Source organism: Nocardia sp. NPDC019323 (assembly GCF_044389845.1).
Classification (GTDB): domain Bacteria; phylum Actinomycetota; class Actinomycetes; order Mycobacteriales; family Mycobacteriaceae; genus Nocardia; species Nocardia implantans.
In genome coordinates, this window is record NZ_JBIRYN010000001.1 from 1255889 (window position 1) to 1277317 (window position 21429).

The 21429-nt window shown below is 71.1% G+C and carries 8 protein-coding genes; 7 read left to right on the forward strand and 1 reads right to left on the reverse strand.

The features are described 5' to 3' along the window. Positions 1 to 89: 89 nt before the first annotated feature. On the reverse strand, positions 90 to 1832 hold the full coding sequence (gene ctaD, locus ACH49X_RS05995; RefSeq protein WP_195078573.1) for a cytochrome c oxidase subunit I: 1743 nt from the start codon (positions 1830 to 1832) through the stop codon (positions 90 to 92). 745 nt (positions 1833 to 2577) lie between these two features. Here ctaD and ACH49X_RS06000 point away from each other — a divergent pair. From ACH49X_RS06000 to ACH49X_RS06030, 7 genes are all read left to right on the forward strand, one after another. Beyond that, positions 2578 to 3384 carry a VOC family protein gene (locus tag ACH49X_RS06000; RefSeq protein WP_357208218.1) on the forward strand — a complete coding sequence of 269 codons (807 nt, stop codon included), beginning with the start codon at positions 2578 to 2580 and terminating at the stop codon, positions 3382 to 3384. Between the two features lie 193 nt (positions 3385 to 3577). Further along, positions 3578 to 4672: an ABC transporter substrate-binding protein gene (locus ACH49X_RS06005; RefSeq protein ID WP_357112970.1), complete on the forward strand. Its 1095-nt coding sequence runs from the start codon at positions 3578 to 3580 to the stop codon at positions 4670 to 4672. A 137-nt stretch (positions 4673 to 4809) separates the two neighbouring features. Next, entirely contained in the window at positions 4810 to 5271 is a 462-nt protein-coding gene (locus ACH49X_RS06010) for an AMP-binding protein (protein ID WP_195078570.1), read from the forward strand. 198 nt (positions 5272 to 5469) lie between these two features. Further along, positions 5470 to 18771 carry an amino acid adenylation domain-containing protein gene (locus ACH49X_RS06015; protein WP_357208215.1) on the forward strand — a complete coding sequence of 4434 codons (13302 nt, stop codon included), beginning with the start codon at positions 5470 to 5472 and terminating at the stop codon, positions 18769 to 18771. Next, positions 18768 to 19754 (forward strand): ATP-binding cassette domain-containing protein, encoded by a 987-nt coding sequence (locus ACH49X_RS06020; protein ID WP_195078568.1) that lies wholly within the window; start codon positions 18768 to 18770, stop codon positions 19752 to 19754. The genes ACH49X_RS06015 and ACH49X_RS06020 overlap by 4 nt, the downstream gene beginning before the upstream one ends. After that, entirely contained in the window at positions 19751 to 20569 is an 819-nt protein-coding gene (locus ACH49X_RS06025) for an antibiotic transporter (protein WP_357208212.1), read from the forward strand. The genes ACH49X_RS06020 and ACH49X_RS06025 overlap by 4 nt, the downstream gene beginning before the upstream one ends. Continuing rightward, positions 20569 to 21387 (forward strand): ABC transporter permease, encoded by an 819-nt coding sequence (locus ACH49X_RS06030; protein ID WP_195078566.1) that lies wholly within the window; start codon positions 20569 to 20571, stop codon positions 21385 to 21387. The genes ACH49X_RS06025 and ACH49X_RS06030 overlap by 1 nt, the downstream gene beginning before the upstream one ends. Positions 21388 to 21429 lie beyond the last annotated feature (42 nt).

A 21429-nucleotide genomic window follows, 5' to 3' on the forward strand; every position in this document is an offset into this window, starting at 1 on the left:
CCCGCTGGTGACCAGCGGGTGCACACTCGTCGCGCTGAATCCTACGGCGCGGCCGGACCTCGCTCGTTCGGCCCCGCCGCGGCAGCGCCCTACTTCGCCAGGGCGTTGGGCTCGTGCAGGTCGGTGGCGTGCTTGCCCGCGCCCCAGCCGACGTGCGCCTCGGCCCGCATGCGCTCGATCATGTGCGGGTAGTGCAGCTCGAACGCGGGACGCTCGGAGCGGATGCGCGGCAGCTCGTAGAAGTTGTGCCGCGGCGGCGGGCAGGTGGTGGCCCACTCCAGCGAGTTGCCGTAGCCCCACGGGTCGTCCACGGTGACCACCTCGCCGTAGCGGTAGCTCTTGAAGACGTTCCACAGGAACGGCAGCATCGACGCGCCGAGCACGAAGGCGCCGATCGTGGAGATCGTGTTCAGCGTGGTGAAGCCGTCGCTGGGCAGGTAGTCGGCGTAGCGGCGCGGCATGCCCTCGGCGCCCAGCCAGTGCTGGACCAGGAAGGTGGTGTGGAAGCCGATGAACGTGGTCCAGAAGTGCCACTTGGCCAGGCGCTCGTCGAGCATCCGCCCGGTCATCTTCGGGAACCAGAAGTAGATGCCCGCGTAGGTGGCGAACACGATGGTGCCGAAGAGCACGTAGTGGAAGTGCGCCACGACGAAGTACGAGTCGGTGACGTGGAAGTCCAGCGGCGGGCTGGCCAGGATGACGCCGGACAGACCACCGAAGAGGAAGGTGACGATGAAGCCGATGGAGAACAGCATCGGCGATTCGAAGGTCAGCTGACCGCGCCACATGGTGCCGATCCAGTTGAAGAACTTCACACCGGTCGGGACCGCGATGAGGAAGGTCATGAACGAGAAGTACGGCAGCAGCACGGCGCCGGTGGCGTACATGTGGTGGGCCCACACGGCGATCGACAGCGCGGCGATGCCCAGGGTGGCGTAGACCAGCGTGGTGTAACCGAAGATCGGCTTACGCGAGAAGACCGGGAAGATCTCCGAGACGATGCCGAAGAACGGCAGCGCGATGATGTACACCTCGGGGTGGCCGAAGAACCAGAACAGGTGCTGGTAGAGCAGAATGCCGCCGGTCGCGGGGTCGTAGATGTGGCCGCCCAGGTGACGGTCGTAGGCCAGGCCGAACAGCGCGGCGGTCAGCAGGGGGAAGGCCAGCAGCACCAGGACGCTGGTCACGGCGATGTTCCAGGTGAAGATCGGCATCCGGAACATGGTCATACCGGGAGCGCGCAGGCAGACCACGGTGGTCAGCATGTTCACGCCACCGAGGATGGTGCCGAGACCGGACACCGCCAGGCCCAGGATCCACAGGTCGGTGCCGACGCCGGGCGAGTGCAGGATGTCGGTCAGCGGCACGTACGCCGTCCAGCCGAAGTCCGCGGCGCCGCCGGGGGTGATGAAGCCGGCGGTCGCCATGCTGGCGCCGAACGCGTACAGCCAGTAGCTGAAGGCGTTCAGGCGTGGGAAGGCGACGTCGGGAGCGCCGATCTGCAGCGGGAGGATGATGTTCGCGAAGCCGAACACGATCGCGGTGGCGTAGAACAGCAGCATGATCGTGCCGTGCATGGTGAACAGCTGGTTGAACTGCTCGGGCGACAGGAACTGCAGGCCCGGCCTGGCCAGCTCACCGCGCATCAGCAGGGCCATCAGGCCACCGATGAGGAAGAAGCCCATCGACGTGGTCAGGTACATGACACCCAGGACCTTCGGGTCCGTGGTGGTGACCATCTTGTAGATGAACGAGCCCTTCGGCCCGGTCCGAGCCGGATAAGGCCGAGTCGCTTCCAACTGAGGGACTGGCTGGGGCTCTACGGCAGTCACTGATCCTCCTGAAAGGTGCCTTTAGGTCGCTCCGCAGGCTCCGCTGATCGCATCCGTTCCGATGTCGGAACAGACGACAGTTCGCTTGCGCTCTCCGAATCGTAAACCCGTCGGGATGGAGCGAGCCGAACGGGTCCTACTCTCTGTCGTAGCTGTGTTGTTTGGCCGCGCCTTCGGCGCGGCGTGTTCGCGGCCCCTTTGTGGCTCGTGTGTGCGCGACCGCCGCTTGCTCCTTCGTCGCGTACGCGGCGGCCGCGCACACGCGAGCCGGGCCGCGAACGGCGGATGCTCGGTCTCGCTTCGCTCGAAAGACGTGGTTGCGGTGGGTGGTCGCGTAGGCAGCAACCTATGGGGTTGAGCGCTTGCGGTGCCGGTGCTGCTTGCTAGGGGCGGCAGGTGTCAGCGACGGCGAAATAGGCCGCTTTGGGGATGATCTCTGCGCGAACGAGTGCCCAGTGCCGGGCCAGCAGCGGATGTGCACGCCTGATACTGCGTGATCAGGTCGGCCCACAGCAGGGGCGCGAACTACGACGAATCAGCGCCCAGCGACACCCTTTGTTCCATTCGCACCCGGGAAGCAAGGCCGGTGGCGCTCGCAGGCCCGGCCAGGCGGTGGCCGGCGCCGCCTCGCTGGTCCTGACGTTCCCCCGGCGCTCGAACTCGTCGGCCCGGGACCGATGAGTTCTATGGGTGGCGGGCGTCTGTAGAGGTGACACGAGTTTCACCACAGGCCAGGAGGGCGGCGATGACCACACCGAAGCGCACGAAGATCGGCGATCCCTGTTGGGTCGACTTGTACAGCTCCGATCTCGATCGGAGTATCGCGTTCTACCGCGAACTGTTCGACTGGACCGCGGAGAGCGCGGGTGAGGAGTTCGGCGGGTACGTCACCTTCCGCAAGGACGGGCGCGCGGTGGCGGGGGCGATGGCGAGGATGCCCGGCGACACCGACAGTCCCGAACAGTGGACGGTGTATCTGGCCAGTTCCGGGGCACAAGCCACCGCCGACGCGGCGACCGCGGCGGGGGCGTCGCTGATCGTGCCGCCGATGGCGGTGGGTGAGCTGGGCACGATGGCCGTGCTCGGCGATGTCGGTGGCGCGGGCGTCGGCATCTGGGAGGCCGGCACGTTCCCTGGCTTCGAGACCATGGGTTTCGTCTCCGGCGGTGAGTGGCGCGATCACGCGGGCGCGCCGTCCTGGTTCGAACTGCACACCCGCGACTACGAGGCCTCACTGACCTTCTACCGGGAGGTGTTCGGCTGGGCGGACGTCTTCACCGTCTCCGACGCCCCGCAGTTCCGCTACTCGACCATCCACGCCGAGAGCCCGATGCTCGGCGGCGTCATGGACGCCTCGGCTTTCCTGCCGGAGGGCGCGCCCGCGGGCTGGATCGTCTACTTCGGCGCCGACGACGTGGACAAGACCGTCGGCCGGCTCACCGAACTGGGCGGCACGGTGCTCTCGCCGCCCCAGGACACCCCCTACGGCCGGATGGCCGCGGTCACCGACGCCACCGGCGCCCGTTTCAGCATCGGCGGCAATCGAGCCTGACCGCTGCGGCCCGCACGAAGATCCGCCGCCCACCCGCGCGCTGAGACCGGAACGATGTCTCCTGACCGCGACCGATTCGCTCCGGCGGATTCTTCGAATCGGGTGGTCGATTCCTCGACCGCGAAGCGAAGCGCAGCGCACCGCCTCGACCTCACCAACGGCTCGACACCCGCCGACATGTACCCTCACTCGCATGCCGGTGAGCGACGTGATGCAGGTACGCACCCGAATTCGCACGGTTGGTCAGCGCGGCGGCGCGGCCGGTCACCGGTTCCGGGCGGTCGTGGCCGGGTGCGCCGCGCTCCTGCTCGCGGGCTGCGGCGGCGCGACCGACGACTCCCCCTCCATCGTGCGCACCACCACCAACATCGCGGGCGCGGGCGTGGTGGGGCTGGAGCGCGACACCACCCGGGCGTGCGCGCTGCCGAGCGCACCGGATCCGGCGGCCGGGGAGACCCGCAGCGTCACCCACGCGGCGGGGGTTTCCGAGGTGCCCGCCGACCCGCAGCGCATCGTCGTGCTCAGCACCTCCGCGCTGGACGCGGTGTGTGCGCTCGGTCTGTGGGAGCGGGTCGTGGGGACGGTGACCATCGACGGACCCAGCCCGCAACCGGCATACCTGGGCACCGGCGTGCTGAAGATCCCCGGCGTCGGCACCGTCGCGCAGCCGGACCCGGCCCGGATCGCGGCCATGCACCCGGATCTGATTCTCGGCGAGAACCCCACCGGCGCAGCCACTTTCAGCGCGCTGCAGGCCATCGCCCCGACCGTGCTGGTCGGTTCGAACAACAGCTGGCAGGCCGAATTCGCGGCATTCGCGGCCGGTATGGGACGCAGCGACGCGGCGGAGACCGCATTGCAGAACTACCGCACCGAGGCGCGCGACACCGGCGCCACGCTGGCGGCGGGCCAGACCCAGGCGTCGGTCATCAGGTTCACGGCCGACGCCCAGCGGGTGCAGGGCGGCGACAGCTTCTCCGGCCAGGTGCTCGCCGACGCCGGCGTGCAGCGTCCCGCCGCGCAGCGCGGCTCCTCGTTCGACGTGCGCGAGGACGAGTTCGCCACCAAGGCGGAGGGCGACGTGATCTACGTGATCCTCGCCGGCCAGGAGGGCAAGGAACACGGCGAGCAGATGCTGCGCGGCGACGCGTGGAAGGAACTCGGCGCCGCCACCGATCGCCGCGTGTTCGCCGTGGAGGACACCGTCTGGCACGGCGACGGCCTCACCGCCGCCCGCGCCCTGCTCACCGACCTGCGCAACACGCTCAACGGCTACGTGACCGACTGACCGCCCACCCCCTTGGGTGAGGTTTCCCCCACCCTGGGAGTGCGCGGACCAGCGCTGGGGTTGCTGTCGAAAAGCCCTTTCGAGGACGAGATTCAGAGGTACGCGAACAACCTCTCCATCGACCTCGAGGACACGACATGCACACGCTGACCGATTCGCTCGCCGACAACCTGTACTCCCTGCCGGTGGCACAGCCCGTCGCCGAGGTCGATCCGCAGGCGGTCGTGGCGTCCGCCGCCGATTGCGACCTGACCTACGCCGAGTTGGATCGCTGGTCCAACCGCATGGCCCGGCTGCTGCTCCGCCTCGGCGCCGGACCCGGCACCCGGATCGCGGTGGCGATCGACCAGCCGATCGAGTCCGTCGTGGCCGAGCGCGCCGCCACCAAGCTCGGCGCCGTCACCGTCCCGGTGACCGACGACGGCTCCTACATCCTCGGCACCGCGGTGGGCATCACCACCAAGGACCAGCGACCCGAGTCGGCGGACGAGATCACCTGGCTGGTGCTGGACGAGCGCTCCACCCTGCAGCGCTACCTGACCAGCTCCTCGGCCCCGTTGCGCGCGGCGGACCTGGATCTTCTCCCGAAAGCCGCCTGACCGGACCCCAACCCCTCCCCCGCGACCCGAACAGCGATGTTCGGGTCGCGCAGTGTGCCCAATACCCCGCAGCGCCGACCGCGCCGGTTCAGAATTGAGTTGCCGCGTGCTGTGCGGCGGCACGTACTACCGGTACCGCGGTGGCTGCGGGCGGTCACTGCCGATCGGCCCGATCGCGGTCAGAACGTAGGACACGTCATGCAACAGCCTTCCCTTTCGGCGAGAGATTCGGACACAGTTCTTCCCGACGGGGCCTTCGCCCTCTCGGCGGCACAGCGCGGCATCTGGTTCGCCCAGCACGTCGCGGGCGCGACGCCGATCTCGATCGCCCAGTACGTCGAACTGAACGGTCCGGTCGACCTCGACCTGCTCGCGCGTTCGGCCCGGCAGGCCGGGCGCGAATTCGGCACCGGCTACCTGCGCCTGGTCGAGGTGGAGGGGCATCCGTTCCAATTCGTCGATCCGACCCTCGACGACAGTCTGGAAACGCTCGATTTCCGTTCCCACCCCGATCCGGAGGCGGCCGCGCAGGCGTGGATGCGCGCGGAATACGAGACGCCGCTGGAGCTGACCCGCGACCGGCTGGTGCGCATCGCCATGCTGCGCGTCGGCGCGGACCGCTGGTTCTGGTACTCGCGGATCCACCACATCGTGCTCGACGGCATGGGCGCGCTGACCATGGTGCAGCGCACCGGTGAGCTGTACAACGCCGCCGTCGAGGGCCGCGAGGCTCCGCCCGCGAAGGCGGAGGACCTGCGCAAGATCGTCGAGGCGGATCTGGCCTACCGCACCTCCGAGCGGTTCGGCTCGGACCGGGAGCACTGGCTGGCGCACCTGGACGGCATGGCCGATCCGGTGAGCCTGGCCGGCCGCACCGCGCCCGTGGACGGGCACCCGAGGCGGGTCACCGGCGCGCTGTCCCCCGAGACCGGGCGCCTGCTGGACGCCGTCGCCGAGCAGGTGTCCTCCGGCGTCGCGCCGACCGTGGTCGCCGCCTTCGGCGCGTATCTGTCCGCGATGACCGGCGCGCCGGAAGTCGTGCTGAGCCTGCCGGTGTCCGCGCGCACCACCGCGACGTTGCGGCGTTCGGGCGGCATGATCGCCAACGTGGTCCCGCTGCGGCTGCGGCTGACGCCCGCCACCACCGTCGGCGACGTGATCCGCGCGGCCCAGGGCGAGCTGACCGGGGCGCTGCGGCGCCAGCGTTACCGGCAGGAGGACATCTTCCGCGATCTGGGCTGGTCGATGGACGAGGCCGGGTCGTTCGGCCCCTCGGTGAACCTGATGATGGTCGACACCAGAATTCAGCTCGGCCGGGTCACCGGGCGGCTGCACGTGCTGACCTCGGGGTTGATCGACGACCTGTTCGTCAATCTGTATCCGGGCGTCGGCGGGGAGAGCACCCACATCGACTTCCAGGCCAACGGCAACCTTTACACCGACGCCGAGCTGACCGGGCAGCACCGCCGGTTCCTGTCGTTCCTGCATCGTTTCCTGGCCGCCGGGCCGGACGCGCCGCTGGCGAGCGTGCCGGTGCTGTCGGACGAGGAGCGCACCGGCTTCGCGCCCGCTCGCGGACCCGAGGGCGTCGCGGCGCGGACGCTGCCGGGCATCCTCGCCGACGGCGCGGCCCGCGATCCGCTGGCGACCGCGCTGGTGGCGGGCGAGACCGCACTGACCTACCGCGAGGTCGACGATTACACCAACCGGCTGGCCCGGGTGCTCATCGCGGCGGGCGCCGGACCCGAGCGCACGGTGGCGATCTCCATTCCGCGGTCGATCCGGTCGGTGCTGGCGACGATCGCGGTGGCCAAGACCGGCGCGGCGTTCGTGCCGATCGACCCGACCTATCCGGCCGACCGGATCGAGCACATGGTCGGCGACAGCGGGGTGGTCGCGGGGATCACGACGGCGGCCGCGCGACAGTCGTTGCCGGGCCGGGTCTCCTGGCTGATCCTGGACGACGAGGGCACCGAGCAGGCGCTGACCGAGCAGGACGCCGCGCCCGTGACCGACGCCGACCGCCTGGCCCCGGTGCACCCGGACCAGGCCGCTTACATCATCTACACCTCCGGCTCCACCGGGCTTCCGAAGGGCGTGCTCGTCCCGCATCGAGGGCTGGCCGACCTGGTGGCGAGCTCCGGCGCCGGATTCGGCGTCGACGCCGAGTCCGTCGTCGCCCATGCCGTGTCGCCGAGTTTCGACATCTCGGTGGAGGAGATCCTCGTCGCCCTCGCGGCGGGCGCGACGCTGGCCGTGGTGCCGCCGTCGGCGTACGCGGGCGAGGAGCTGGCCGAGGTGCTGCGCGCCCACCGCGTCACCCACCTCAACGTGACCCCGGCCGTCGTGGGGTCGCTGGACCCGGCGAGCCTGCCCGACCTGCGCACCGTGATCGTCGGCGGCGACGCCTGCCCGCCCGAGCTGGTGACGAAATGGTCGGGCCGAACCCTGCTCAACGGCTACGGGCCCACCGAGACCACCATCACCGTCACCCTCAGCGCGCCGCTGACGCCGGACGGTCCGGTCACCATCGGCCGCCTGGCCCGCGGCGTGTCGGCCGTGGTCCTCGATCCGTGGCTGCGGCCGCTGCCGCCCGGCACCGTCGGGGAGCTGTACCTCGCCGGTCCCGGCGTCGCGCGCGGCTACCACCGGCGCAACGGGCTCACCGCCGACCGCTTCGTCGCCGACCCGTACGGCGACGGCGAGCGTATGTACCGCACCGGCGACCTGGTGCGCTGGGTGCACAACGACGGGCGCGTCGAACTGGAGTATCAGGGACGCAGCGACTTCCAGGTGAAGGTGCGCGGCTTCCGCATCGAGCTCGGCGAGATCGACGCCGCCTTGCAGCGGCAACCCGGCGTCGACTTCGCGCTCACCCTCGGCGTCGAAACCGGTTCGGGCGCCACCGCGCTCGTGTCGTACGTGCTGCCGGAACCGGGCGCGCAAGTCCACCCGGAGGCGCTGAAAGCCGCTGCGGGAGAGACACTTCCGGCCTACATGGTGCCCGCGGTGATCATGGTGCTGGACCGTCTTCCGCTCACGCCGCTCGGCAAGGTGGACCGCAAAGCCCTGCCTGCACCGGAATTCGGCGCGCGCACCACCGTGAGCAGGCCACCGTCCACGCCGCGCGAGGAGAAGCTCGCCGCGCTGTTCGCTGAGGTGCTCGGCCTGGAATCGGTGGGGGTGGACGAGAGCTTCTTCGCGCTCGGCGGCGACAGCATCGTCTCGATCCAGTTGGTGTCACGAGCGAAGGCGGCCGGTCTCGGATTCGGCGCGCGGGATGTCTTCGAGCGCAAGACCGTCGCCGCGCTGGCCGCGGTGGCCACCGACGTGCCGACCGGAGAAGTGCGCGAGCTGCCCGGCGGCGGGGTCGGCGAGGTGGAACTCACGCCGATCGTGCACGCGATGCTCGATGCCGGTGACACCTGGCGGCGGTTCGCCCAAGCGGTGCTGATCGAGCTGCCCGCGGGCACGGAGCGCGCGGACCTCGTCACCGCCCTCGCGGCGCTGCTGGACCGGCACGACCTGCTGCGCTCGACGCTGCGCCGCACCGGCGACGGCTGGAGCTGGGTGGTCGCCGAACCCGGCGCGGTGAACGCGGGCGCCCTGCTGGAAATCGTGACCGCGGACGCCAATCTCGACGCGACCTGCGAGCGCGCCTTGCAGCGCGCCGCCGACCTGCTCGACCCGGAGGCGGGCGTGGTCGCGCGTTTCGCGTGGATCGAGCGCGCCGACGCCGCGCCGCTGCTGTGGCTGGTGCTGCACCATCTCGTCACCGACGGCGTCTCCTGGCGGATCCTGCTGCCGGATCTGGCCACCGCCACGCTGGGCGCCGAGCTCGCACCGGTCGGCACGTCCTTCCGCCGTTGGGCGTACGGCCAACGCGAGCACGCGGCCACGCGCGTCGGCGAACTGCCGCTGTGGCAACGCATCCTGGCCACACCCGACCCCGCGCTCGGCTCGGCGCCGATGGACCCGGCCGTCGACGTGGTCGGCTCCATGGCGCACCTGACGACCGTCGTACCGCCGGACATCGCCAGGTCCGTGCTCACCACCGCGCCGGATCGCTTCCACTGCGGCGCCGACGACGTGCTGCTGACCGGGCTCGCGCTCGCGGTGGCCCGGTGGCGCGGGCGCACCTCCACGCTGTTCACCCTGGAGGGTCACGGCCGCGCGGAGTCCGTCCTGCCCGGCGCCGACGTGGCGCGCACGGTGGGCTGGTTCACCAGCGTCTATCCCGTCGCGGTCGATCTGGCCTGCATCGACGTGGCGGACGCGTTCGCGGGCGGCGCCGCGGCGGGCGCGGCGATCAAGGCGACCAAGGAACAGCTGCGCGCCCTGCCGGACAAGGGCATCGGTTTCGGGATGCTGCGCTACCTGGTCCCGAGCACCGCGGCGGCGCTGGCGGACGCGCCCACCCCGCAGATCAGCTTCAACTATCTCGGGCGCGCGTCCACCGGCGGCGACGCGGAACCGTGGCTGCCGCGCCGGTTCGCCGCGACCCAGGACGACCGCGCGCCGCTGGCCGCGGCGGTGGATATCAACGCCGTGCTCACCGACGCCGGACTCGAAGTCACCTGGGCCTACGCCGGACGGCTTTTCGACGAGGCGGATCTCGGCGAACTCACCGCGCTGTGGGAGCAGGCACTCGCCGCGCTGGCCCGGCACGCGGCGTCCGCGAACGCGGGCGGACGCACACCGTCGGACTTCGACCTGGTCACCGTCTCGCAGGCGCAGATCGACGCCTGGGAGCGCGCCTACCCGAACCTGGCCGACGTCTGGCCGCTCTCGCCACTGCAATACGGCCTGCTCTTCCACGCGCTCTACGACTCCGACACCGCCGACGGCTACACGGTGCAGTCGCTGCTCACCCTCGCGGGCACCGTGGACGCGCCCCGATTGCGCCGCGCGGCGCAGGCTTTGGTGACCCGGCACGAGAACCTGCGCGTCGCTTTCGTCGAGACCGAGGACGGGCCGCGCCAGCTGGTGCTGGCCGATGCCGAGATCGACTGGCGGGAGGCCGATGTCACCGGCATCGCCGACAGCGCCGAGCGCACCAGGGAGGTCGACCGGTTGATCGCGGTGGACGCCCGCACCCGCTTCGAACTCACCCGCCCCCCGCTGCTGCGCTGCACGCTCATCCGGACCGCCTCGGACACCTACCGATTCGTGCTCACCAACCACCACCTGGTGCTGGACGGCTGGTCGACGCCGCTGCTGGTGCGCGAACTGCTCACCCTCTACGTCACCGACGGCGACGCCGCGGCCCTGCCGCCCGCGCACTCCTACCGCGAATTCCTCACCTGGCTGGAGACCAGGGACGACGCGGAATCCCTCGCCGCGTGGACCGAGTCGCTGGCGGGTATCGACACGCCGACCCGCGCGGTGCCCACCCTCGCCGGGATCGAATCGACCGAAACCGGCATGATCTCCGTCGACCTGTCCCGCGACACCGTGGCCGGGCTGGAGACCACGGGCCGGGAAGCGGGCGCGACGGTGAACACCTTGGTGCAGGCCGCGTGGGCGATGTTGCTGACCATGCTCACCGGTCGCACCGACGTGGTGTTCGGCGGCACCGTCTCGGGACGGCCGCCGGAGCTGGCCGGGGTCGAGGAGATGGTCGGCCTGTTCATCAACACGCTGCCGGTGCGGGTACGCCTCGATCCGGCGGAGAAGGTCACCGACCTGCTCGCCCGCGTGCAATCCGAGCAGGCGCGGCTGATGGACCATCAGCACGTCGGGCTCGCCGCCATCCACCAGGCGGTCGGCCTCGCCGAGCTTTTCGACACGCTCACCGTGTTCGAGTCCTACCCCATCGATCGCGAAGCGCTGTCGCAGGCGCTGGACATCGCGGGCATGCGGGTGCTCGACGTGGAAGGCACCGATGCGACGCCGTATCCGCTGAACCTCATGGTGATCCCACTGCGCGGCGAGAACGGCCGTGACACGCTGCGGATCACGCTGAAGTACATGGCCGACCAGCTGCCGATGCGGGAGGCGCGGCCGCTGCTGGACCGTTTCGTCCGGCTGCTGACCCAGCTCGCGGACAACCCGCACGCCCTGGTCTCCCAGGTGCAGTACTGCGACGCCGCCGAGCGCGCCGCGCTGGCTCCGGTGCGCGGCCCGGAGCCGGTGCCGCCCGCCACGCTGCCCGAGCTGCTCACCGCGGGCGCGCGGATCGATCCGGACGCGATCGCGATCACCGCGGGCGAGCTCACCATGTCCTATGCCGAGCTCGACGCCTGGTCCAACCGCTTCGCCCGGGTGCTGCTGCGCCGCGGCGTCGGGCGCGAGGTGTTCGTCGTGCTCGCGCTCACCCGCTCCCTGGAATCGGTGGTCGCGGTGTGGGCGCTGGCCAAGACCGGCGCCGCGTTCGCTCCGCTGGACCCGAACTACCCGGTGGAGCGCATCGAGCACATGCTCAGCGACTCCAAGGCCCCGATCGGCGTGACGGTCACCGCGACCGGCGAGACGCTGCCGGGCACGATCGACTGGCTGCTGCTCGACGACCTGAACACCATCCGGCGGGTGATGACGGTCTCCGAGGCCCCGATCACCGACGCCGAGCGCGGCGGGCCGATCGACCTGGACCAGACCGCGTACCTGATCTACACCTCCGGCTCCACCGGCAAGCCGAAGGCCGTGCTGCTCAGCCACCGCGGCATCGCGAATCTCGTTGCGGCGCAGCGGGAAACCCTTGCCCTCGACCCCACCGCGAGCGCGCTGCAGGTGGCCTCGCCCAGCTTCGACGCCTCGGTGTTCGAACTGCTCACCGCGCACGGCGCCGGCGGCAGGCTGGTGGTGTCGCCGCCGGACGTCTACGGCGGGACGGAACTGGAGACGCTGCTGCGCACCCAGCGCGTCACCCACGCCGTGATCACGCCATCGGCGCTGGCCACCATGGAGCCCGCCGGGCTCGAGCACCTGCGCGTGCTCGCGGTCGCGGGCGAGGCGGCGACGCCGGAGCTGATCGAGCGATGGGCGCCGGGCAGGCGGATGGTGAACCTGTACGGCCCCACCGAGTTCAGCATCTGGGCGACCGGGCCGGGCGAACTCGTCACCGGCGAGCCGATCACGATCGGCGGGCCCATCCGTGGCGCGTCCACCGTGGTGCTGGACGCTTGGCTGCGTCCGGTGCCGATGGGGGTGCCCGGCGAGCTGTACCTCGCGGGTCCCGCGCTCGCGCGCGGCTATTTCAACCGGTTCGAGATGACCGCGGGCAGGTTCGTCGCCGACCCCTTCGGCGCGCCCGGCGGGCGGATGTACCGCACCGGCGACATGGTGCGCTGGGTCGATCACGGCGACGGTCCCGAGCTGGAGTACCTGGGCCGCAGCGACTTCCAGGTCAAGATCCGCGGCCTGCGCATCGAGCTGGGCGAGATCGACGCCGTGCTCTCTCGCGACGACGAGGTCGAGTACGCGGTGACCATCGGGCGCACCGGCCCCGCCGGGACCACCGTGCTGGTCTCCTACGTGCTGCCCGCCGAAGGCGTGCGACTGGACGTCGAGCGGCTGCGCGCGCAGGTGGCCGCGGAACTGCCCGGATACATGGTGCCCGGCTACCTCGTGGTGCTCGACTCGATTCCGCTCACGCCCGTCGGCAAGCTGGATCGCAAAGCCCTTCCGGTGCCGGACTTCTCCGAAAGTCAGCGGCCCTATCTCGCGCCGCGCGGCCCCGTCGAGGAGGCGGTGGCCGCCGTGTTCGGCGAGGTGCTCGAACGCGATCGCGTCGGCGTCGACCAGTCGTTCTTCGAGCTGGGCGGCAACTCGCTGAGCGCGACCAAGGTGGTGGCGCGGGTGAACGCGGCGCTCGGCTCGCGGATCGCGCTGCGTGATCTGTTCGACGCGCCGACCGTGGCCCAACTGTCGGCCCGGGTGGTGCCCGCCACCGGCGCGCAGCCGGGCGGGTTCGGTCTCGCGCCGCGGATCCGGCCGGATCGGGTCCCGCTGTCGCCCGCGCAACAGCGCATGTGGGTGCTCAACCGGATGGATCCGGCTTCGGCCGCCTACAACATCGCCGTGGCGCTGCGGCTCACCGGGAACCTGGACGTCGAGGCGCTGCGCGCGGCGCTCGTCGACGTGGTGGACCGGCACGAGAGCCTGCGCACGCTCTACCCCGCCGACGCGGAAGGGCCGCGTCAGGTCGTGATCGACGCCGACGTGGCCGTGCCCGCGATGCCGGTGGCCGATACCGAGGACGGCGCGCGGCTGCGTGAGCGGATCACCGAACTGGCGGGCACCGGCTTCGACCTCGCCACCCAGCCGCCGCTGCGGGTGGGCCTGTTGCGTATCCACGGCGGCGTCGAGCCTTCCGCGACCGCCGCACCGGTGTCGTCGGCGCCTTCGACGGGCGAAACGCCGGTCTCGTCCGGTCCCGCGGCCGCGACCGCGCCGGTCTCGTCGAGCTACACCGCGAGTTCCGGCGAGAGCGCCGCCACGCCGCCGGTGCACGTCGTCGTGCTGGTGGTGCACCACATCAGCGCGGACGGGGCGTCGATGGCGCCGCTGGCCACCGATCTGGTCGCCGCCTACTCCGAGCGGGCCGGAGGCGGGCACGCCGAGCGGGTACCGCTGCCGGTGCAGTACGCCGATTTCGCGCTGTGGCACCGCGAGGTGCTCGGCGACGAAGCGAACCCGGAATCGCTGGCGGCGCGGCAGATCGAATTCTGGCGCGCGACCCTCGCGGGCGCGCCCGACGAGCTGGAACTGCCCTCCGACCGGCCGCGCCCCGCGGTGCAGACCATGCACAGCGCCGACTTGCGTTTCACCGTCGACGCCCAGACGCACCGGGCGCTGGCCGACTTCGCCACCGCCCACCACGTCAGCCCGTTCATGGTGGTGCACGCGGCGCTCGCGGTGCTGCTGGCACGCCTGGCCGGCACCGATGACGTGCTGATCGGCACTCCGGTCGCGGGGCGCGGGGAGGAAGCGCTCGACCAGCTCGTCGGCATGTTCGTCAACACACTGGCGCTGCGCACCCCGGTCGACGCCGGCGCGGGCTTCACCGCGTTCCTGGACACCGTCCGGTCCGCGGACCTCGACGCCTTCGCCAACGCGGACGTCCCGTTCGAGCGGCTGGTCCAGGTGCTGGATCCGGCGCGCTCGACCGCGCACCACCCGCTGTTCCAGGTCTCGCTGTCGCTGCAGAACTTCGTCGAACCCGTGCTGGAGCTGCCCGGCCTGCGGTTCGAGGTGGAGGACTTCGAACGTGACGCCTCCCAGTTCGACCTGACCCTGGATCTGCGCGAACGCTTCGCCGACAGCGGCCCGGCGGGCATCGAGGCCGTGCTCACCTACGCCACCGATCTGTTCGACGAGGCGACGGTGGCCGCGTTCGCCACCCGGTGGCGGCGCGTGCTCGCGACGGTGCTGACGCGGCCCGAGGTCCGCCTCGCCGATATCGACATCCTCGGCGACGCCGAACGGGCGACGCTCGTGCCGGTGCGCGGCCCCGCGTCCGCGGCGACCGTCACCCTGCCGGAGCTGCTGGCCGAGACCGTGCGGCGTTACCCGGATCGCATCGCTGTGGTGTGCGACGGACAGACCACCACGTATGCCGAGATCGACGCGCACGCCGCTCGCTTGGCCCGCGTCTTGCTCGAATCCGGTGGCGGACCGGAAACGGTTGTCGCGCTGGGCCTTCCGCGTTCTGCGGAACTGCTCATCGGCATGTGGGCCGCGGCGAAGGCGGGCGCGGCGTTCCTTCCGGTCGATCCCAAGCACCCGGTCGAGCGCATCGACCACATGCTCACCGACTCCGGCGCGACGCTCGGGCTGACCCTCGCCGCGTTCCGGCCCATGCTGCCCGACAGCGCGAACTGGCTGGTGCTCGACGACCTCGCGCTGGTCGAGCGGTGGAGCGCCGCGAGCAGTCGCCCGCTGAGCGAGCGGGAACTGCCCCGCCCCATCCGGCCGGACAACGCGGCGTGGATGATCTACACCTCCGGCTCGACGGGCACGCCGAAGGGCGTCGCGGTCTCCCATCGTGGCATCGCTGATCTGGTGGCGGCGCAGAAGGTTTCGCTCGGCCTGGACGAGCATTCCCGGGTGCTGCAGGTGGCGTCGCCGAGTTTCGACGCGTCGGTGTTCGAGGCGATCATGGCGTTCGGTTCCGGTGGCGCTTCGGTGGTCGCGCCGCCGGAGGTGTTCGGCGGCAGCGCGCTGGCGGAACTGATCGACACCGAACAGGTCACCCACATGGTGATCACTCCCTCCGCGCTGGCGACCCTCGACCCGGCCGAGGTGAGCAGCGTGCGGGTGCTCGCGGTGGCGGGCGAGGCGGTCGGCGCGGAGCTGGTCGAGCGCTGGGCCACCGGACGCACCATGGTCAACCTGTACGGCCCCACCGAATCGACCATCTGGGCGACGGGTTCGGCGCCGCTGACGGTGGGCACCCCCGTGTCCATCGGCACGCCGGTGCAGGGCGCGCAGGTGCTGGTGCTCGACGACCGGCTGCGCCCGGTTCCGTTCGGCGTCGCGGGCGAGCTGTACCTCGCCGGACCGGCGCTGGCGCGCGGCTACCACGCGCGGGCGAGCCTGACCGCGGCCCGCTTCGTCGCCGGACCGTTCGGCGCGGCGGGTGAACGGATGTACCGCACCGGCGATCTGGTGCGCTGGATTCGCGGCGACGCCGGACCCGAGCTGGAGTACCTGGGCCGCACCGACTTCCAGGTCAAGGTGCGCGGCCAGCGCATCGAGCTGGGCGAGATCGACGCGGTGCTCGGCCGCGCCGACGGCGTGGACTTCGCGGTGACGCTCGGCGTGCCCGGCCCCACCGGGGCCACCGCGCTGGCCGCCTACCTGGTCCGCACGCCCGGCCGCGACCTCGACGTGGCGACGGTGCGCGCCTTCGCCGCCGACCTCCTGCCCGGCTACATGGTGCCGTCGGCGTTCGTCGTGCTGGAGGAGATCCCGCTCAACGCGGTCGGCAAGCTGGACCGCAAGGCGCTGCCCGCACCGGAGTTCGCCGGCGACCGCACCGAGTACCGCGCGCCGGTCACGCCGACCGAACAGCAGCTGGCCGCGATCTTCGGCGAGTTGCTGGGTGTGGGGCGGGTGGGCGCCGACGACTCGTTCTTCGCGCTGGGCGGCGACAGCATCCTGGCGATCCAGCTGGTGTCGCGCGCCAAGCAGCAGGGCATCACCTGTACCCCGCTGCAGGTGTTCGAGCACCGCACGGTGGCGGCGCTGGCCGCGGCCGTCGACGCGGCGGGCGCCGCGGTGACCTTGGACGAACTGCCCGGCGGCGGTGTGGGCGAGCTGCCGCTCACGCCGATCGTGCACTACATGCTCGAACGTGGCGGGAACTACGACCGCTTCGCCCAGACGGCGGTGCTCGAATTGCCCGTGGGCATCGAGCGCGCGCAGATCGTGGCGGTGCTCGCCGCCGCGGTGGACCGGCACGACATGCTGCGCGCCCGGCTGGTGACCGACGGCGCGGACGGGCCGCGCGTACTGGTCGGCCCGCCCGGATCGGTCGACGTGGACGCGCTGGTGCACCGGGTGGAGTTCACCGCCGTGGACCCGATCGAACTGCACGAGTTCGCCATGACCGAGCTGGACGCGGCGGCCGACCGGCTCGATCCAGCCGATGGCACTGTGCTGCAATTCATTTGGCTGGACCCGGTGGGCGACGCTGGGTCGCGCACCGGAGCGGGCCGGTTGATCGTGCTGGCCCACCACCTGGTGATCGACGGTGTGTCCTGGCGCATCCTGATCCCGGACCTGGTGGCCGCGTGGGCCCAGGTGTCGGCGGGCGCCACTGCGGTGCTCGCGGAGACCGGAACCTCGATGCGGCGATGGGCCCACGCGCTGACCGACGAAGCGCATTCCCAGAAGCGGGTCGCCGAACTGGCGTACTGGCACGACGTGCTCGCCGGTTCCGATCCGCCGCTCGGCGGCCGGGAACTCGATCCCGCCGTCGACCGGACCGGCACGCTGCGCATGGTCGAGCGGGAGCTGTCCGCCGAGGTCACCACCGCGCTGCTCACCACACTGCCCGGCCTGTTCCAGGGCAGCGTCAACGACACACTGCTGGCCACCTTGGCGCTGGCGCTGGTGCGCTGGCGTGGCGGTGACCCGTCGGCGCTGCTGCGCATGGAAGGGCACGGCCGTCAGGAAGAAGTGGCTCCCGGCGCCGACCTGTCCCGCACGGTCGGCTGGTTCACCAGCATCTACCCGGTGCGCCTGGACCTCGCGCAGATCGACATCGACGACGCGCTCGCCGGTGGACCAGCGTTGGGCGCCGCGATCCGCGCCGTCAAACACCAGTTGCTCGCGGTGCCGGACAAAGGTATCGGCTTCGGCTTGCTGCGCTACCTCAACGCCGAGACCGCGCGGCAGTTGCCGGAACGGCTGCCGGGCCGGATCGGCTTCAACTACCTCGGCCGCTACTCCACCGGGGACATCCCGGCCGGACTCGAGGGCCTGGGTTGGCTGCCGACCGACGAGCTGGGTGACGTGCACGTCGCCGAAGACCCCGGTGTGCCACTGCAATCGGCGATCGACGTGAACGCCGTCGTGATCGGCGACCGCTTGCGGGCGAGCTTCGGCTTCCCGTCCACCCTGCTCGACCACGACGAGGTCGCCGAACTGGCCGATCTGTGGATCGAGGCCCTGCACGCCGCGGCCCGGTTCGCCCACACCCCGGCGGCGCGGGACGCCGCCGAAGAGGAAGCGGCGGCCACGGCGTCTCCGGCCGTTCCCGCGGCGGGCGGCCTCGGACTCGACGTGGTGCTGCCGATCCGGCTCGGCGGCGAGCGACCCGCGCTGTTCTGCATCCACCCGTCGTCCGGGATGTCGTGGACCTACCTGGGATTCGCCGACGCGCTCGCGCCGGGCCGCCCGATCTACGGGCTGCAAGCGCCCGACCTCGGCGGTCACGAACCACCCGCGCGCTCGATCGACGAGTTCGCCGAGCGCTATGTGCGGGAGATCAGGGCCCTGCAACCCGAGGGGCCGTACCACCTGCTGGGCTGGTCGTTCGGCGGGCTGATCGCCCACGCGGCGGCGGCGAAGCTGAAGGCCGAAGGCGCCGAGGTGGGCGTGGTCGCGCTGCTGGACGCCGACACCGCCGACATCGACGGCGACAGCATCGAACCGCTCACCGCGGGCTCGTTCGTGCACACCTTCGGCGCGGTGTTCGGCATCGAGGACGTCCCCGCCGACGCGACCGCGCAGCAGGCGGCGGACCTGATCCGCGAACGGCTCGGCGGCGTCTCGCTGATCGACGCCGCGACCTTGGAGCGCATGGCCGCGTCCTACAACGCCGCCGCGCGCACCAGAACCGGGTACCGCCGTCCGGTGTTCGACGGCGACATCGTGTACTTCAGCGCGATAGTCGACACCTCCGACATCTTCGGTCCCGACGGCTGGGGGCCGTACGTGACCGGCGAGATCATCAACCACGACATCGAGGCGACCCACGACGAACTGACCGCGCCGCACGTGCTGCCGGTCATCGCGCGCGTGCTCGATGCACATCTGGGAGGCCGAGGATGAATTCCGACCAAGGAGTCGTCGTCGAGGGGATCGAGAAATCCTTCGGCGCGGTCAAGGCGTTGCGCGGAGTCGACTTCGCGGCCGAGCCGGGCGAGGTGCTCGGCATCCTGGGACCGAACGGCGCGGGCAAGACCACCACGGTGAACGTCCTGTCCACGCTGATCCGGCCGGACCGAGGCCGGGCGACGGTCGCGGGCCACGACGTGCTGGCCGATCCCGCCGCCGTCCGCCGCAGCATCATGCTGACCGGGCAGTACGCCGCGCTGGACGACATGCTCAGCGGCTACGAGAACCTGGTGATGTTCGGCAGGCTGATGGGCCTGCGCAAGCGGGCCGCCCGTGCCCGCGCGGACGAGCTGCTGGCCGAGTTCGACCTCGAACGCGCGGCGGGCCGCCGGGTCGGCACCTACTCCGGCGGCATGCGCAGGCGCATCGACATCGCCTGCGGCCTGGTGGTGCGGCCCGACGTGGTGTTCCTGGACGAGCCGACCACCGGGCTGGATCCGCGCAGCAGGCAAGGGGTCTGGGATCTGGTCGCCGGCTTCAAGAAGGCGGGCATCACCACCCTGCTCACCACCCAGTACCTGGAGGAAGCCGACGCGCTCAGCGACCGGATCATCGTCATCGATCACGGAAAGGTGATCGCCCACGGCACGGCCGACGAACTGAAGGCGCGCACCGGCGGCAGCTACTGCGAGGTGGTGCCGCTGAATCTGAAGGATCTGCCCGCCATCGCCGCCGCCCTCGGTTCGCTGCTGCCGCAGGAGAACAGGGACGCGCTCGGCCCCGATTCCGACCGGATCGCCGTCCCTGCTCCGGACGGCGCGAAGACCCTGCTGGAGGCCCTGCGCCGACTGGACAGCGCCGGCTTCGACCTGGTGGACGTCGCACTGCGCCGCCCATCGCTCGACGACGTGTTCCTCCAGCTGACCGGGCATCTGGCGACGACGGAGGAACGCGCGCGGCGGGAGGTCGTGTCGTGACGGCGGCGACCTGGCTCAGCCAGACCCGCGCCGCGCCGCTGCGGCCGCAGCAGTGGTGGGTGCTGACCACCCGGCTGATCGTGCCGTCGGTGCAGACCGGCGAGGTGCTCACCTCGGTGCTGGCGCCCGTGACGTTCACCGCCAGCTTCTACATCCCGCTGAAGACCATCATGACCGTCATCGGCACCGGCTTCAGCAGTTACGCGCAGTACATGATGCCGCTGGTGATCCTGCAGGCCGCCGCGTTCACCGCGGTCTCGGCGGCCTTCCGCGCCGCCACCGATTCGGTCGCCGGGCTCAACCGGCGCTTCGGCTCGATGCCGATCGGCCCGCTGGTGCCGGTGACGGCGCGCCTGTCCGGCAGCGTCTTCCGTCTGGTGATCGCGTTGATCACGGCCTTGATCTGCGGCCACGTCATCGGCTTCCGCTTCTATCTCGGCGCGGCGCACACCCTCGGCTTCGTGCTGTTCTCGCTGCTCATCGGCGTCGCGCTGATCTGGGGCGGTGATGTGATCGGCACCGTGTCGCGCAACCCGGAAGCGACGGCGCAGGCGCTGGTGCTGCCGCCGCTGATCTTCGGCATGCTGTCCACCGGCATCGCGCCCGCCGACCAGTTCCCGGCATGGGTGCAGCCGTTCGTGCGCAATCAGCCGGTGTCGCAGTGGGCCATCGCCCTGCGGGCGTTCGCCGGGGACAGCGGGCCGAACGCCGGTCAGGTGACCTGGTCGCTGCTGGGTCCGCCGCTGGCCTGGGCGCTGGCCGTTCTGATCATCTGCGTCCCGCTGTCGATCCGGCTGAGCTCGAGGAGGGCGTGATGGCGCTGCTGACCGACCACCAGGATCGCTTCCGCACCGGCTCCGAGCTGTCGGTGTCGGCGCTGGTGCGGCACACGCTGATCCAGACCCAACGGCTGCTGCTGCGCTGGGCGCGCAATCCGGTCACGCTGCTGGAGACGCTGATCATCCCGTGTCTGCTGCTGGTCATGCTGAACACCGTGATCGGCGGGCAGATCCAGAAGTTCACCGGCGAGAGCGCGCTGTACGGCTCGGTGCCCATGGTCGCCCTGGTCGGCGCGCTGTCCGGCGCCGTCGCGGGCGGTGTGCTGCTCGGCCGCGAACGCGACTCGGGCCTGCTCGCGCGCTTCTGGGTGCTGCCTGTGCACCGCGCCTCCGGCCTGGCCTCGCGGGTGCTCGCCGAGGGCTGCCGCATCTTCGCCTGCACCCTCGCCGTCGTGCTGGTCGGCTTCGTGCTCGGATTCCGCTTCCACGAGGGCGTCGCGGCGGCGATCGCCTTCCTGTTCCTCCCGGTGCTCTTCGGACTGGCCTTCGCCACCGTCGTCACCTCGATCGCGGTGTTCACCGCGAAAGCGACGCTCGTGGAGGGCATCACGATCCTGACCTCGCTGATGATGTTCTTCAGCACCGGTTTCGTGCCGCTGGTCGCCTTCCCGAAGTGGATCCAGCCGGTGGTGCGCAACCAGCCCATGTCGGCCGGGGTCGACGCCATGCGCGCGCTCGCCTTCGGCGGGCCGCTGGCGCGTCCGCTCACGCTCACCGTTCTGTGGTCGCTCGGCGCGATCGTCCTGTTCGCGGTGCCCGCGAGCATCGGCTACCGCAGGGCCAGCAGACGCTGAGCCACACAGCGAACTCCCAGCGGGAACCCAGCCGAACCCGAG

Bases quoted from the DNA above. Each gene is read 5' to 3' on its own strand.
- ACH49X_RS06020 (WP_195078568.1), top strand. From the start codon at position 18,768: ATGAATTCCGACCAAGGAGTCGTCGTCGAGGGGATCGAGAAATCCTTC.
- ACH49X_RS06005 (WP_357112970.1), top strand. From the start codon at position 3,578: ATGCCGGTGAGCGACGTGATGCAGGTACGCACCCGAATTCGCACGGTT.
- ACH49X_RS06000 (WP_357208218.1), top strand. From the start codon at position 2,578: ATGACCACACCGAAGCGCACGAAGATCGGCGATCCCTGTTGGGTCGAC.
- ACH49X_RS06015 (WP_357208215.1), top strand. From the start codon at position 5,470: ATGCAACAGCCTTCCCTTTCGGCGAGAGATTCGGACACAGTTCTTCCC.
- ACH49X_RS06010 (WP_195078570.1), top strand. From the start codon at position 4,810: ATGCACACGCTGACCGATTCGCTCGCCGACAACCTGTACTCCCTGCCG.
- ACH49X_RS06030 (WP_195078566.1), top strand. From the start codon at position 20,569: ATGGCGCTGCTGACCGACCACCAGGATCGCTTCCGCACCGGCTCCGAG.